A 13440-nucleotide genomic window follows, 5' to 3' on the forward strand; every position below is an offset into this window, starting at 1 on the left:
CATTATGGCGATTCTCGATGCGAGTGATCTCGCTCTTCTCCAGGCATTGTCTGCCGACCCTCGTCGAGCGGTGACCTCGCTCGCCGACGACCTCGGCATGTCCCGCAACACCGTGCAGGCGCGGATGTCGCGGCTCGAGCGCGCCGGTGCGCTCTTGAGCTACGAGCGCGCGATCTCCACCACGGCACTCGGCTATCCGATCGATGCGTTCATCTCGGTGCGCCTGCGACAGCCCGAGATCCCCCGCATCCGCGACGAGATCGCCCTCATCCCCGAGGTGGTGCAGGCCAACGGCCTCGCCGGCTCGATGGACCTCCTGGTGCGCGTGGCCTGTCGCGACACCCCGCATCTGTTCACGACCGACCGTCGCATCCTCGCCATCGACGGCGTCGAGCGCACCGAGACGTCGCTCGTGATGGACGAGCTCATCCCCTACCGGGTCGCGCCCCTCATCGACCTCGCGCGCTCGGAGCGCTGAACTGAGCGGGCCGCGCGTCGAGCCGAACCAGCACGACGCCGGTGAGCAGTACCGCCGCCCCCACATACTGCACCGGGCCCGGCAGCTCGCCGAGCAGCAGCGCCGCGAACAGCAGCGCGAACAGCACCTCCGACAGCCCCACGAACGACGCGACCCGCGAGCCGATGCGCGGCACCGCGGCGATGCCGAGGCCATAGCCGAGGGATGTCGCGACGAGCCCCACCCAGGCGAGTGGTACGAACCACGGCACCGCGACGCCGGCGAAGGTGACGTCGACGAACGCGGCGTGCAGGGGCAGGAGGCCGGTCACCCCCACGAGCGCCATGACCGCGGCGCCGACGAGCAGCCCGCCGGATGCGAGCGCGAGGGCGGGCAGACGGTCACCCGCGCGCTCCGCGATGACGAAGTAGGCGGCGACGCACACCGCGGCACCGAGCGCGAAGACGGTGCCGAGCACGTCGAATCGCGCGCCGGTCACGTCGACGACGAGCACCAGCCCCGCGATCGCGAGCACGGACCCGGTGAGGACGAGCCTCGAGGGACTGCGTCGGGTGCGCACCCAGGCCACGGCGACGAGCAGCACGGGCGCGAGGTACTGGATCAGCAGGGCCATCGCGACCGGCATTCGCTGCATCGCCGAGAAATAGAGGATCTGGCAGCCGGCGACCCCGGTGGCCCCGAACGCGAGGATCGTCATCGCGTGGCGGCGCAGGAACCCGGGTTCGAGCCGGATCGCGCGCACGAGCGCCGGCGAGAGCACGAGCCCCGCGAGCGTCATGCGCACCAGCAGCACGGCGCTCACCGACCAGCCGGCCTCGAGCAGCGGCTTCATGAGCGGGCCGCTCGACGAGAACGCGAACGCCGAGCCGACCGCGAACACGAGCCCGGACGGCGCGAAGCGCGGCGTGTCGCGCAGCGGCACCGTCGCGAGGGTCGGGACGATCAGCGGGACGGGTGCGGTGGGAGCGGACATGCGGCGCCGATCTGTCAGGACCGTTCAGTGATTACACTCATGACCGTAAGGGATCGAGGCGTCAGGAGTCAACATGCTTTTCATTCATGACACGGCGGAGTCCCTGCGCATGGCCGCCGACCTGGTCAACACCCTGCCGATCACCGCCGCCTCCGACGTCGATCGCCTCCTCACAGCCGACGACATGGAGGAGTTCCTCGCCGCGCATCCGTACAGCGGAGCGATCGCCCGGGACGACCGCGAGCGGGCGGCGGTGCGCGGCATCCGGGACCGCCTGCACGCCCTCTGGCACAGCGACCGCGCTGACGCGGTTCCCCTCGTCAACGCGATGCTCGCCGACGGCAGCGCCCTCCCCCGGCTCGTCATCCACGAGCCGTACGACTGGCACATCCACGCGACGGACGACGACGCGCCGCTCGCCGTGCGAATGATGGTCGAGTCGGCGATGGCGTTCGTCGACGTGATCCGCCAGGACGCCTACGACCGCGTGCGCGTATGCTCGGCCGACGACTGCCAGGGCGTCTACGTCGACTTCAGCCGCAACGGGTCGAAGCGCTACTGCGACTCGGGCAACTGCGGGAACCGTATGAACGTCAACGCGTATCGGCGCCGGCTCGCAGAAAACGACTGATGGCGGATGCCGCGGGCTCCGGCGTCTCGTAGTGGATGAGGTGCCCCACCCCGGGGATCTCGACCAACTCGACGTCGTCGAACAGCGTCGCGAGCGTGCGCTCGGCCTCGATCGGGGTGATGTCGTCGAGCTGCGCGGCCACCAGCAGCGTCGGCACGGCGATACGCGGCGCGAACGCCCGCACGTCGTGCGAGACGGAGGTCAGGAACGCGTCACTGAGCACGTCGCGATCGGCGAACCGGGAGAAGTACGCGTCGTGCTGGGCGTGCACGAAGCGCCGCAGCTCGGGATCGCGGGTCTTCACCATCGCGATGCTCATGGCGCGCACGATCGCTCGGTTGCGCAGCAGGCCCTCGCCGAGCGGGGCGGGCAGGGCCGCCCCGGCGCGGTAGTAGAAGACCGCGAGCCGGGTGAGGATGCCGCGGGGTCCCTCGAGCGCCGGTGCACCGATCGGGTTCACGAGCACGAGGCGCGGGGTCTCGAGCCCGCGCGCCACGGCGGCCGCCGAGACGATCGAGCCGAACGAGTGGCCGAGCACGACGGCGTCGGGCGCGACGGCGGCGACGAACTCGGTCAGCCACTGCGCGTAGGCGTCGAGATCGTGGGTGCGACCCGGGAGCGGCGGCGTCTCGCCGAAGCCCGGAAGATCCGGAGAGACGACACGCACACCGTCGAGATGCGCGACGACGGGGTCGAGCCCGTGGTGCTCGCCGCGGAAGCCGTGCACGGCGACGACAGTCGCCCACGGCTCGACGCCCGCCGGAGGATCGTAGGTCCAGTAGCGGGTCATGCCACCGAGGACCTCGACCTCGTGACCCTCGACGCGCCGGTCGGCGAGCCGTGCGGCATAGGGCCCGGCGTCGACGATCATCCCCCGAGTCTACGGCGCCGCTCCGTGCCACCCGGGCGCGCCTGCATCGGGATGTCGCACCTCCCCTCTAGCGTCGAGTCATGGCCGCGCACGACATGCTCCCGGGCTTCGACACCATCGACTGGGCGGCGCGCGTCGGCGTGTTCGACCTCGAGACGACCGGGGTCGACGTCACGACCGACCGCATCGTGACCGCCTATGTGGGCGTGCTCGACGCCGACGGAACGATCCTCTCCTCAGCCTCCTGGCTCGCCGATCCGGGCATCGAGATCCCCGCGGGGGCGACAGCTGTGCACGGTGTCACGACCGAGCGCGCCCGCCGCGACGGGCGACCCGCCGCGGCAGTCGTGACCGAGATCGTCGCCGAACTGCGCGCGCTGTTCGACGCGGGAGTGCCGGTGGTCGCCTACAACGCCGCCTACGACTTCTCGCTCCTCGCGCACGAGGCGGCGCGGCACGGTGTCCCGCCGATCGCTGACCCCACGCCGGTGATCGACCCGCTCGTGCTCGACAAGAACGTCGATCGGTACCGCAAGGGAAAGCGCACCCTCGACGTGGTGGCCGCCCACTACGGCGTCACGCTCACGGGCGCCCACGAGGCATCCGCCGACGCCGTCGCCGCCGGCCGCGTGGCCCTCGCCCTGCTCGACCGCTACGCGGATGAACTGCCGTCGACCCCGGCGGCCCTGCACACCGCGCAGGTGGCGTGGGCACGGTCGCAGGCGGAGAGCCTCACCGAGTATTTCGTGCGCATCGGCCGCCTCGACCCCGATGACGCCCTCGACGGCGCGTGGCCGGTGCGCTGAGCGGCACGCCTCGGCAACCGTCGCCCTCGACGTGCGGCCGCCACGATCATCGACCGCCGACAACGACGAAGGCCCCGACCTGCCGAAGCAGGCGGGGCCTTCGCGATGCGGCGACTCAGCGAGCGCCGAAGTTCTTGAAGCGCTGGTTGAACTTCTCGACGCGACCGGCCGAGTCGAGGATGCGCTGCTTGCCCGTGTAGAACGGGTGCGACGCCGACGAGATCTCGACGTCGATGACCGGGTACTCGACGCCGTCGAGCTCGATGGTCTTGTCGCTCGACGCGGTCGAGCGGGTGAGGAAGGTCTCGCCCGAGCCGAGGTCGCGGAAGACAACGAGGTCGTAGGCGGGGTGGATGTCAGTCTTCATCGGATTCCTTGCGAGAGACGGAGGAAAGTCTGCGGTGCCGAACGCACCAAGGGGAGAGTCTATCAGGTCGGGCGGCTCAGCGGGAACGCACGGCGCGGGCGGCGAAGCGCCCCTCGTGCTCGTCGAGTTCGACGTCGACGCCGAAGGTCGCGCTCAGGTTCGCCGCGGTGAGCGTGTCGGCGAGCGGACCCGCCGCCACCGCCTGCGCCTCGCGCATGAGCAGCACGTGGGTGAACCCGATCGGGATCTCCTCGACGTGGTGGGTCACCATGATCATCGCGGGCGTGCTCGGCGCCTGGGCGTAGCCGCCGAGGAGCGAGACGAGCTCCTCGCGGGAGCCGAGATCGAGGCTCGCGGTCGGCTCGTCGAGCATGAGCAGCTCCGGGTCGGTCATCACCGCTCGCGCGATCTGCACCCGCTTCTGTTCGCCGTCGGACAGTGTGCCGAACGAGCGGTCGGCAAGGTGGTCGAGCTTCCACTCGGCGAGCACACGCAGCGCACGGCGCTCGTCGATCGCCTCGTACTGCTCCCGCCAGCGTCCGAGCACCGAGTAGGCGGCGGTGAGCACGACGTCGAGCACGCTCTCCTCCGGCGGGATGCGGCGGCTCAGCGCCGTCGACGCGAAGCCGATGCGCGGACGGAGGTCGAAGACATCCGTGCGTCCCAGCCGCTCCCCCAGGATCGAGACCGTTCCCGAGGTCGGGTAGAGCAGCGCCGCCGCCAGCTGCAGCACCGTGGTCTTGCCGGCGCCGTTCGGACCCAGCACGACCCAGCGCTCGTCGCCGGCCACAGACCAGGTCAGGTGTTCGACGATGTCCTTCGCGTTGCGACGAACGACGACATCGGCGAATTCGAGCACCTGCGGCATGACTCCAGCCTATCCGGCGCGGCCGATGACCTCCGTGTAGAGCGCGGCGGTTTGCTCCGCAATGCGCGCCCAGCTGAAGGCCTCGACGGCGCGTTCGCGGCCGGCGCGGCCGTAGGCGGCCGCTGCGGCCGGGTCGCTCACGACCTCGATGAGGGTGCGGGCCAGGTCGTGCACGTACCGGTCGGGGTCGACGGGAGTGCCGGTGCCGTCCTGCACCTGCTCGATCGGCACGAGCCGCCCGGTCACGCCGTCGACGACGACCTCGGGGATGCCGCCGGTCGCCGTACCGACGACGGCGGCACCGCACGCCATCGCCTCGAGGTTGACGATGCCGAGCGGCTCGTAGATCGACGGGCACACGAACGTCGTCGCCGCGCTCAGGATGGCCGACAGTTCGGGCCGGGGAAGCAGCTGGTCGATCCACACGACGCCGTCACGGGTGGCCTGCAGCTCCTGCACGAGCCCTTCGACCTCGGCAAGGATCTGCGGGGTGTCAGGCGCTCCCGCACAGAGCACCAGCTGCACCTCGGGCGGCAGCTGCCGCGCGGCCCGCAGCAGATACGGCAGACCCTTCTGGCGGGTGATGCGTCCGACGAAGACCACCGAGGGCCGCGCGGGGTCGATGCCGAACCGGGCGAGCACCTCCGGGTTGTCGGTCGGATGCCATGCCTCGGCGTCGATGCCGTTGTAGATGACGCGCACCTTGCCGGGGTCGAGGGCGGGGTATGAGCGGAGGATGTCGCGCCGCATCCCGTCGCTCACGGCGACGATGGCGGCCGCCTGCTCGTAGGCGGTCTTCTCGATGTAGCTGGAGAGGGCGTACCCACCCCCGAGCTGCTCGGCCTTCCACGGTCGCAGCGGCTCCAGGCTGTGGGCGGTGACGACGTGCGGGATGCCGTGGAGCAGCGACGCGAGGAAGCCCGCGTAGTTCGCGTACCAGGTGTGCGAGTGCACGACGTCGGCGCCCGCGACATCCGAGACGATCTCGAGGTCGACCCCGAGGGTCTGCAGCGCCCCGTTCGCTCCGGCCAGGCCCGGCGGCGTCGCGTAGGAGGTCGTCCCGACCTCGTCGCGCGCCGCGCCGAACGCGTGCACCTGCACGTCGACGTCTCGCTCACCGGCGAGGGCGCGCAGCGCCCGCACGATCTCGGCGACGTGCACTCCGGCTCCCCCGTAGATCTCCGGCGGATACTCCTTCGTGACGATGTCGACGCGCATGTCAAGGACGCTAGTACACGGGTGGAAGCCCGCCTAGTGTGGAGCCATGGCAGGGACGCACAAGAAGGTCTTCGGCATCATCCTCGCGGGCGGGGAGGGCAAGCGGCTCATGCCGCTCACGGTCGACAGAGCGAAGCCGGCCGTCCCGTTCGGCGGACAGTACCGCCTGATCGACTTCGCCATCTCGAACCTCATCAACTCGGGCCTGCGCCAGCTCGTCGTGCTGACCCAGTACAAGTCCCACAGCCTCGACCGTCACATCTCGCAGACGTGGCGGATGTCGGCGCTGCTGGACTCCTACGTCACGTCGGTGCCCGCACAGCAGCGGCTCGGCAAGCGGTGGTTCTCGGGGTCGGCCGACGCGATCCTGCAGAGCCTGAACCTCATCCACGACGAAGCCCCTGACATCGTCGTCGTCGTCGGCGCAGACCACGTCTACCGCATGGACTTCCGCCAGATGCTCGAGGCCCACATCGCCTCCGGTGCGCGGGCGACGGTCGCGGGCATCCGGCAGCCGATCGGGCTCGCCGACCAGTTCGGGGTCATCGACGTCGAACCGACCGACCCGACGCGCATCCGCGAGTTCCTCGAGAAGCCGCAGAATCCCACGGGGCTCGCCGACGCACCCCACGAGGTGCTCGCATCGATGGGCAACTACATCTTCGACACCGATGCGCTCATCGAGGCGGTCACGTCCGACGGCGAGCTGCCGACGTCGAACCACGACATGGGCGGCGACATCATCCCCTACTTCGTCTCACGCGGCGAGGCGGGCGTGTACGACTTCAAGGACAACGAGGTGCCGGGCTCCACTGCCCGCGACCGTGCCTACTGGCGCGACGTCGGCACGATCGATTCGTTCTTCGACGCGCACCGCGACCTGATCTCGACCCTGCCGGTGTTCAACCTCTACAACACCGACTGGCCGATCCACTCGCAGATGCTCAACTCGCCGCCCGCGAAGTTCGTGCGCGACGCCGTTGGGCGCATCGGCAACACGATCGACTCGATCGTCTCTCTCGGCTCGGTGCTCTCGGGCACCCATCTCGAGCGCAGCGTCGTGGGCCCGTGGACACTCTCGGGAGGCGGCGCGACGATCACCGACGCCGTGCTGTTCGACCGCGTGCGCATCGGCGCGGGCGCCCGCATCCACCGGGCGATCCTCGACAAGAACGTCGTGCTCGCCGACGGCGCGACAGTCGGCGTCGACCGCGAACTCGACCTGTCGCGCGGCTTCACCGTCACGGACTCCGGGATCACCGTGGTCGGCAAGGGCGTGCGCATCGACAGCTGAGCCGCGGCATCCGCTCGGTCAGGACTGCGGATGCCGCGACGGGCTCAGACGCCGACGCGGGTGAACGCGTCGAGGCTGATGCCCTGAGCGAGGATGTCACGGGCCCACGCGCGAGCGCCGTGGAGGCTGTGGTCGCGATAGTTGCCGCAGCTGAACGCGTCGACGCCGGGGACGTCCTCCCACTGCACGTCCTCGGCGATCGCCCGCAGGCTCTCGCGGATCGCGGGGACGACGTCGGCGACAGCGGGCTCGCCCCACACGATCAGGTGGAATCCGGTGCGGCAGCCGAACGGTGAGATGTCGATGACGCCGTCGAGGTGGTCGCGCAGCAGGCTCGCGATCGTGTGCTCGATCGTGTGCAGCGCGGCCGTCGGGATCTCGCCCTCGTTGGGCTGCACGAAGCGCACGTCGAAGTTGGAGATCGCGTCGCCACGCGGTCCGCGCTCGACGGAGATGAGGCGCACGTACGGTGCGATGACGGCGGTGTGGTCGAGCGTGAAGCTCTCGACGTCGGCCATGGGGTCCTCCCGGTGGGTCAGGTCAGGGCGGCGCCCATTCGGGCGACCGCCTTTTCGAGTATGTCAATCGGATGCACGAGGCTGAGCCGGATGCGGCCCGCCCCACGGGGCCCGAACCCCGCCCCCGGGGCGACCGCCACGCCGTGCTCCGCGAGAAGCCGCGCGGCGAACGCGGCGTCGTCGGTGCCGTCGGGCAGATCGATCCAGACGAAGAAGGATCCGCCCGGGCGATGCACGGCGTAGCCGGCGTCCCGGAGTCCCGCGACGGCCGCATCGCGGCGTGCCCGGTAGGTGCCGACGATCTCCTCGGCGGCGGACTGATCGCCCGCGAGCGCGACCGCCGCCGCCTCCTGCGTGGCGCCGAAGATCGTGCTGAAGGCGTGGGACTGGTAGGCCCGCATCGCCGCGATCGCCGACGCGTTGCCGACGGCGAAACCGAAGCGCCAGCCGGCCATGTTGTAGGTCTTCGAGAGCGTGGCGAGCTCGACGGTGCGCTCGGCCCCGGGATCGGAGGCGAGCGCCGAAAGCGGCGCGCCGTCATCGAAGCCGAGGGACGCATAGGCGAAGTCGTGGACGAACAGGGCGTCCAGTCGCCGCGCCAGCGACACGGCCCGCTCGAATGTCGCGCCGGTCGCGACCGCGCCCGTCGGGTTGTTCGGGTAGTTCAGCACCAGGACGCGGGCGCATTCGAGACCGTCGATCGCCTCCCACTCGGGCTGACCGTCGGTCTCCGAGAGGGGCAGCGACACCTCCCGCGCGCCGGCGAAGAGCGCCGCCGAGTGGTACATCGGATATGCCGGATCGGGCAGGACGACTGTCTCCCCCGGGTCGGCGAATGCGAGGATGCCGGCCATGAGCGCCTCGTGGGAGCCGTGGAACACCGCGATCTGCGTCGTGGTGTCGAGCTCGACGCCGTGGTCGATGCGGTAGCGCTCGGCGATGGCCGCGAGCACCGAGGGACGCGGGCGGAACGACGGATACGCGTGGTTCTCGGGCCGCGCGACCTCACGCTGCATCGCCTCGACGATCGCGGGAGGCGTCGGCAGATCGGGATTGCCCTTCGACAGGTCGATGACGTCGACACCGCTCGCGCGGGCGTGCGCGATCTGCGCGTCGAGCCCTGCGAAGAAGCTCTGGGGCAGACGGCCGACCCGGCCGGCTCGTCGGAAGTCGGCCATCGTCACTCCCGTCGGGCGCGTCGGGCGAGCTGTGTGCCGATGAGCTGGATGACCTGGACGATCACGATCAGCGTCACCACCGTCACGAGCATGGCGATGCCGTCGAAGCGCTGATAGCCGTACGAGATCGCGAGGTCGCCGATACCGCCCGCACCCACCGTGCCGGCCATGGCGGAGGCATCCAGGAGTCCGATCGAGGCGGTCGTCAGCGCGAGGATCAGGGATCCGCGCGCCTCGGGCAGCAGGAACCGCACGAAGATCTGCCACGGGGTCGCCCCCATCGCCCGCGCCGCTTCGACGATTCCGGGCGGAACGTCGAGCAGTGAGTTCTCGACGAGCCGGGCGATGTAGGGCGCCACCATGATCGTCAACGGCACGATCGCGGCGTTCGCGCCGATCGTCGTGCCGACGAGCAGCCGGGTGAACGGGATGATCGCGACGAGCAGGATGATGAACGGCAGCGATCGCACGATGTTCACGATTGTGGAGAGCACGACGAACACCACGCGCTGAGGCAGGATGCCGCGGGGCCGGGTCGCGACCAGAAGCACGCCGATCGCGAGTCCGAGGATCGCACCGAAGAAGAGCGAGACACCCACCATGTAGAAGGTGGCGCCGAGCTCCTGGAGGAACTGCTCCGGCGTGATCAGGGTCAGAGCGTCCGGTCTCATGCGGCGACCTCCTCGATCGCGGTGACCTGGTCGCCGAGCGCGGCGCGGGCGGCGGCGACGGCCGCAGCGTCCCCGTCGATCTGCACCACCATCTGCCCGACAGTGTGACCCTGGATGTCGGTCATGTCGGCGTGCAGGATGTTCACCTGCACACCGAATCGGTGGATCAGCCCCGATACGAGCGGCGCGGTGACCTGCTCGTCGATGAGCAGCAGGTGCAGCAGGGCGGCGCCGCCGAGGCGCTCGCGCACGCGCGACGGGATCTCGTGCGGGATCACCGTGCCGACGAACGTGCGGGCGGTCTCCGTGTGCGGGCGCACGAACACGTCGAGCACCGAGCCCTGCTCGATGATGCGGCCGGACTCCATCACGGCGACCTCATGGCACAGGTCCTTGATCACGTCCATCTCGTGCGTGACGACGAGCACGGTCGTGCCGTACTCCTCGTTGATGCGCGCGATGAGCTGCAGCACCTGCGCGGTCGTCGTGGGATCGAGCGCACTCGTCGCCTCATCGCACAGCAGAACCCGGGGGTTGCGGACGATCGCCCGGGCGATGCCGACACGCTGGCGCTGCCCGCCGGACAGCTCGCGCGGGCGACGGTCGGCCATGGACCCGAGTCCCACGAATTCGAGCGCGTCGGCCGCGCGGCGGCGCGCGTCGGCGGCACGCACACCGTCGAGGCGCAGCGGCATCGCTACGTTGTCGCGCACGGAGACGGTTTCGAGCAGATTGAACTGCTGGAACACCATCCCGGTGCGCTTCTGAGCGGCGCGCAGCTCATCGCCGGAGAGCGAATGGAGGTCGACGCCGTCGACTTCCACCGTTCCGGTCGTCGGCCGATCCAGCGCGTTCACCATGCGGATGAGCGTGCTCTTGCCGGCACCGCTGTGACCGATGACGCCGAAGATCGATCCGTGCGGGACGGCGAGATCCACCCCGTCGAGCGCGACCGTGCCACCCCGGTGCACGCGACGGACGCCGGTGAACCGGACCGCCGCCCCGCCGTCGCCGGAGCCGGTCACTTCTGCTGCAGCGCGGCGGGCAGGTGGTAGCCGTCGTACTCGGAGTGGGAAGAGATGTAGCTGGCGAACTCCGGCGACGCGTACGCGGCGGCGATCGCCTTCGCCCAGGGGGTGTCGAGGTTCTTCTCATCGACAGCGACGACAACGGAGAACTTGTCGGCCAGGTTCTCGAGCGTGAGCGCGGCGGTCAGCTTGAGCCCGCCCGAGACGACGAAGTTGCCCTGGATGACCGAGTACGCGACATCCTGCAGCGACGGCACCTGCTGCGCGTTCTCGAGTGCCACGATCTGGATCCCGTGGGGGTTCGTGGCGATGTCAGCCGGAGAGGTGGTCGCGGGCTGGGTGTCAGGCTTGAGGGTGATCCAGCCGACCTGCTCGAGCACCTTGAAGGCGCGGTACATGTTGGACGGCGCGTTCGGGACAGCCACGGTGTCGCCGTCCGCGACGGCGTCGAGGGAGCTCTTCTTGCCGCCGAACAGTGCCATCGGGGGCGTCGGCACCTGCACGAGCGCGGCGTTGTGGATGTTCTCCTGCTGATTGATCGCGTCCATGTAGACCGGGTGCTGCATGATGTTCGCGTCGATCTCGCCGTTGGCGACCGCCACGTTCACGACGATGCCGTCGGTGAAGGCGACGGACTCGGCCTGGAAGCCCTCCTTCGCCAGGATCGGGGCGATGCCGCCTTCGAACATGTCCTGGTAGGGGCCGGGGTTGAATCCGATCTTGATCGATGTCTTCGCGCTCGCGTCGGCGCTCGGCGCGCCCTGGGCGAGGCCGCACGCGCTCAGGGTGGCGGCGAGGATGACGGACAGGGCGGCCGTGACGACGGCGCGACGGGACGATCTCATGCGAGAGGCTCCTCGATGGGCTTTCAGCGGGGGTATAGGCGAGCCATGGAACACACTCAGCAACCACGACCGTATGCGGGCGTGTGACGAGGTGAGACATCGTGTTACGCCATGAGTCGCATCGCCTCCCGCTACGGTGGAGCGCGTGCCCGCTCGCTTCCTCATCGTGCTCGACGCCGACTCCACGCTGATCCGCAACGAGGTGATCGAGCTCATCGCGGACGAGGCGGGGCGCGGTGCGGAGGTCGCGGCGGCGACCGAGGCGGCCATGCGGGGCGAGGTCGACTTCGCGACGAGTCTGCGCTCACGGGTCTCGGCGCTGACGGGCGTCTCGCTCGACGCGTTCGCGCGCGTGCGGGCGCGCATCGAGCCCACCCCGGGCGTGCACGAGCTCGCCGCAGCAGTGCACGCGCGGGACGGTGTCTTCGGTGTCGTCTCCGGTGGGTTCCACGAGGTGCTCGACCACATCGCGCCCCAGCTCGGGGTCGATGTGTGGCGCGCCAACCGCCTCGCGCATGACGGCAGCGCTCTCACCGGCGTCGTCGACGGCGACGTCGTCGACGCCCAGGCGAAGGCCGACACGCTCCTCGCGTGGGCGGCGGAGCGCGGGATCCCCTCGCATCGCACTCTCGCGGTCGGCGACGGCGCGAACGACCTGACGATGATGGCCACCGCCGGCCTCGGCGTCGCGTTCAACGCGAAGCCCGCCGTGCGCGCCCGTGCGAATCTGGTCGCCGCCCGGGTCGACCTCGCTCAGCTCATCCCGCTGCTGCCCTGAGGGTCAGTGCCCCATTCCGAGGCCGCCGTCGACGGGAATGACCGCGCCGGAGATGTACGCCGCGTCATCAGAGGCGAGCCACGTGATCACGCCCGCGACCTCGTCGGCTGAGGCGAACCTGCCCGCGGGGATGTTCTTCTTGTACTCCGCCTGCGTCGCCTCGGGGAGCTCGGCGGTCATGTCGGTCTCGATGAAGCCGGGCGCCACGACGTTCGCGGTGATGCCGCGTCCGCCGAGCTCGCGGGTGAGCGACCGCGCGAATCCGACGAGGGCGGCCTTCGAGCTCGAGTAGTTGATCTGCCCCGCCGAGCCGAAGAGGCCCACGACGCTCGAGATGAGGATGACCCGTCCCCAGCGAGCCTTCAGCAGACCCTTCGCCGCGCGCTTGACGACGCGGAAGGTGCCGCCGAGGTTCGTCGCGACGACATCGTCGAAGTCCTGCTCGCTCATGCGCAGCAGAAGTGTGTCGCGGGTGATGCCCGCGTTCGCGACGACGATCTCGACGGCGCCGAGGGTCGCCTCGATCTCTGTGAAGGCAGCGTCGAGGGATGCCGCGTCGGTGACGTCGGCGCGCACCGTCAGGGTTCCGGCGGGTCCCTCCCCGGACCGGGCCGTGACCGCGACCTTCGTGTAGCCGGTGGACACGAAGCGCTCGGCGATGGCGCGGCCGATGCCGCGGTTTCCGCCGGTGACGAGGACGACCTTGTCGAGGGACATGCGGGAACTCCAGACTCGTGGGACAGCTCCGGCCAGCCTATCGAGCGGGAGTTTGACAGCCGTTGTCGGCACTGGGACTCTGGTGCCACAGACGAGAAAGGCACCGCCGTGAGCACTCCGAACGACGAGAACCCGACCCCTGCACCCGCGACGCCCCCGACGGCCCCCGAGCCGACGGCGCCGCCCGCCGCCCCGGCAC

The 13440-nt window shown here is 70.1% G+C and carries 16 protein-coding genes; 5 read left to right on the forward strand and 11 right to left on the reverse strand.

The annotated features are described in order from the left end of the window. The first annotated feature begins 4 nt into the window (after positions 1-4). The gene (locus tag FFS51_RS08560; RefSeq protein WP_137878092.1) at positions 5-478 is read left to right on the forward strand and encodes an Lrp/AsnC family transcriptional regulator; all 474 of its coding nucleotides are present in this window, start codon (positions 5-7) and stop codon (positions 476-478) included. Here FFS51_RS08560 and FFS51_RS08565 read toward each other — a convergent pair. Then, a complete protein-coding gene (locus FFS51_RS08565; RefSeq protein ID WP_137878093.1) occupies positions 450-1451 on the reverse strand; it encodes an EamA family transporter in 1002 nt (333 codons plus the stop codon). The two genes, FFS51_RS08560 and FFS51_RS08565, sit on opposite strands and share 29 nt — an antisense overlap. A 73-nt stretch (positions 1452-1524) precedes the next feature. Between FFS51_RS08565 and FFS51_RS08570 the strand changes: the two genes are divergently transcribed. Continuing rightward, complete coding sequence (locus tag FFS51_RS08570; RefSeq protein WP_056209112.1) at positions 1525-2082, forward strand: CGNR zinc finger domain-containing protein; 558 nt, start codon at positions 1525-1527, stop codon at positions 2080-2082. On the opposite strand, the gene FFS51_RS08575 is transcribed toward FFS51_RS08570, so the two are convergent. Beyond that, positions 2045-2953, reverse strand: a complete 909-nt coding sequence (locus tag FFS51_RS08575) for an alpha/beta fold hydrolase (RefSeq protein ID WP_137878094.1) — start codon at positions 2951-2953, stop codon at positions 2045-2047. The two genes, FFS51_RS08570 and FFS51_RS08575, sit on opposite strands and share 38 nt — an antisense overlap. An 80-nt stretch (positions 2954-3033) precedes the next feature. Between FFS51_RS08575 and FFS51_RS08580 the strand changes: the two genes are divergently transcribed. Further along, a complete protein-coding gene (locus FFS51_RS08580) occupies positions 3034-3759 on the forward strand; it encodes a 3'-5' exonuclease (RefSeq protein WP_137878095.1) in 726 nt (241 codons plus the stop codon). A gap of 115 nt (positions 3760-3874) precedes the next feature. On the opposite strand, the gene FFS51_RS08585 is transcribed toward FFS51_RS08580, so the two are convergent. The 3 genes from FFS51_RS08585 to glgA all read right to left on the reverse strand — a co-directional run bounded on the left by FFS51_RS08585 (position 3875) and on the right by glgA (position 6212). Then, a complete protein-coding gene (locus FFS51_RS08585; RefSeq protein WP_045248153.1) occupies positions 3875-4126 on the reverse strand; it encodes a type B 50S ribosomal protein L31 in 252 nt (83 codons plus the stop codon). A gap of 76 nt (positions 4127-4202) precedes the next feature. Continuing rightward, positions 4203-4994: an ABC transporter ATP-binding protein gene (locus tag FFS51_RS08590; protein WP_137878096.1), complete on the reverse strand. Its 792-nt coding sequence runs from the start codon at positions 4992-4994 to the stop codon at positions 4203-4205. A gap of 9 nt (positions 4995-5003) precedes the next feature. After that, positions 5004-6212 carry a glycogen synthase gene (gene glgA, locus FFS51_RS08595; RefSeq protein ID WP_137878097.1) on the reverse strand — a complete coding sequence of 403 codons (1209 nt, stop codon included), beginning with the start codon at positions 6210-6212 and terminating at the stop codon, positions 5004-5006. A 46-nt stretch (positions 6213-6258) separates the two neighbouring features. On the opposite strand from glgA, the gene FFS51_RS08600 reads away from it, so the two are divergent. Continuing rightward, the gene (locus FFS51_RS08600; RefSeq protein ID WP_045248156.1) at positions 6259-7506 is read left to right on the forward strand and encodes a glucose-1-phosphate adenylyltransferase; all 1248 of its coding nucleotides are present in this window, start codon (positions 6259-6261) and stop codon (positions 7504-7506) included. A gap of 44 nt (positions 7507-7550) precedes the next feature. Here the strand turns inward: FFS51_RS08600 and FFS51_RS08605 are convergent, their stop codons facing one another. From FFS51_RS08605 to FFS51_RS08625, 5 genes are read right to left on the reverse strand one after another with little or no spacing between them, the layout of a single operon-like run. Next, positions 7551-8024, reverse strand: coding sequence for an S-ribosylhomocysteine lyase (locus FFS51_RS08605; RefSeq protein ID WP_056209121.1), 474 nt, complete (start codon positions 8022-8024; stop codon positions 7551-7553). A gap of 17 nt (positions 8025-8041) precedes the next feature. Next, entirely contained in the window at positions 8042-9202 is a 1161-nt protein-coding gene (locus FFS51_RS08610) for an aminotransferase class I/II-fold pyridoxal phosphate-dependent enzyme (RefSeq protein WP_137878098.1), read from the reverse strand. Between the two features lie 2 nt (positions 9203-9204). Then, entirely contained in the window at positions 9205-9873 is a 669-nt protein-coding gene (locus tag FFS51_RS08615; protein WP_137878099.1) for a methionine ABC transporter permease, read from the reverse strand. Next, entirely contained in the window at positions 9870-10898 is a 1029-nt protein-coding gene (locus FFS51_RS08620) for a methionine ABC transporter ATP-binding protein (protein WP_249352692.1), read from the reverse strand. Before FFS51_RS08620 ends, FFS51_RS08615 begins: the two co-directional genes overlap by 4 nt. Further along, positions 10895-11746 (reverse strand): MetQ/NlpA family ABC transporter substrate-binding protein, encoded by an 852-nt coding sequence (locus FFS51_RS08625; RefSeq protein ID WP_137878100.1) that lies wholly within the window; start codon positions 11744-11746, stop codon positions 10895-10897. The genes FFS51_RS08620 and FFS51_RS08625 overlap by 4 nt, the downstream gene beginning before the upstream one ends. A 136-nt stretch (positions 11747-11882) precedes the next feature. Between FFS51_RS08625 and serB the strand changes: the two genes are divergently transcribed. Further along, complete coding sequence (serB, locus tag FFS51_RS08630) at positions 11883-12524, forward strand: phosphoserine phosphatase SerB (protein ID WP_416361453.1); 642 nt, start codon at positions 11883-11885, stop codon at positions 12522-12524. 3 nt (positions 12525-12527) lie between these two features. Here the strand turns inward: serB and fabG are convergent, their stop codons facing one another. Further along, positions 12528-13241: a 3-oxoacyl-ACP reductase FabG gene (gene fabG, locus FFS51_RS08635; protein ID WP_137878101.1), complete on the reverse strand. Its 714-nt coding sequence runs from the start codon at positions 13239-13241 to the stop codon at positions 12528-12530. Between the last annotated feature and the right edge of the window lie 199 nt (positions 13242-13440).

It is taken from the genome of Microbacterium sp. 4NA327F11 (genome assembly GCF_005503465.1).
GTDB lineage: Bacteria > Actinomycetota > Actinomycetes > Actinomycetales > Microbacteriaceae > Microbacterium > Microbacterium ginsengisoli.

What these genes read in the sequence shown, in the direction of transcription:
- glgA (WP_137878097.1), bottom strand. Translation starts at nt 6,212, where the DNA reads ATGCGCGTCGACATCGTCACGAAGGAGTATCCGCCGGAGATCTACGGG.
- FFS51_RS08590 (WP_137878096.1), bottom strand. Translation starts at nt 4,994, where the DNA reads ATGCCGCAGGTGCTCGAATTCGCCGATGTCGTCGTTCGTCGCAACGCG.
- FFS51_RS08605 (WP_056209121.1), bottom strand. Translation starts at nt 8,024, where the DNA reads ATGGCCGACGTCGAGAGCTTCACGCTCGACCACACCGCCGTCATCGCA.
- FFS51_RS08560 (WP_137878092.1), top strand. Translation starts at nt 5, where the DNA reads ATGGCGATTCTCGATGCGAGTGATCTCGCTCTTCTCCAGGCATTGTCT.
- FFS51_RS08565 (WP_137878093.1), bottom strand. Translation starts at nt 1,451, where the DNA reads ATGTCCGCTCCCACCGCACCCGTCCCGCTGATCGTCCCGACCCTCGCG.
- FFS51_RS08570 (WP_056209112.1), top strand. Translation starts at nt 1,525, where the DNA reads ATGCTTTTCATTCATGACACGGCGGAGTCCCTGCGCATGGCCGCCGAC.
- FFS51_RS08600 (WP_045248156.1), top strand. Translation starts at nt 6,259, where the DNA reads ATGGCAGGGACGCACAAGAAGGTCTTCGGCATCATCCTCGCGGGCGGG.
- FFS51_RS08625 (WP_137878100.1), bottom strand. Translation starts at nt 11,746, where the DNA reads ATGAGATCGTCCCGTCGCGCCGTCGTCACGGCCGCCCTGTCCGTCATC.
- FFS51_RS08615 (WP_137878099.1), bottom strand. Translation starts at nt 9,873, where the DNA reads ATGAGACCGGACGCTCTGACCCTGATCACGCCGGAGCAGTTCCTCCAG.
- FFS51_RS08585 (WP_045248153.1), bottom strand. Translation starts at nt 4,126, where the DNA reads ATGAAGACTGACATCCACCCCGCCTACGACCTCGTTGTCTTCCGCGAC.
- FFS51_RS08580 (WP_137878095.1), top strand. Translation starts at nt 3,034, where the DNA reads ATGGCCGCGCACGACATGCTCCCGGGCTTCGACACCATCGACTGGGCG.
- FFS51_RS08575 (WP_137878094.1), bottom strand. Translation starts at nt 2,953, where the DNA reads ATGATCGTCGACGCCGGGCCCTATGCCGCACGGCTCGCCGACCGGCGC.
- fabG (WP_137878101.1), bottom strand. Translation starts at nt 13,241, where the DNA reads ATGTCCCTCGACAAGGTCGTCCTCGTCACCGGCGGAAACCGCGGCATC.
- FFS51_RS08610 (WP_137878098.1), bottom strand. Translation starts at nt 9,202, where the DNA reads ATGGCCGACTTCCGACGAGCCGGCCGGGTCGGCCGTCTGCCCCAGAGC.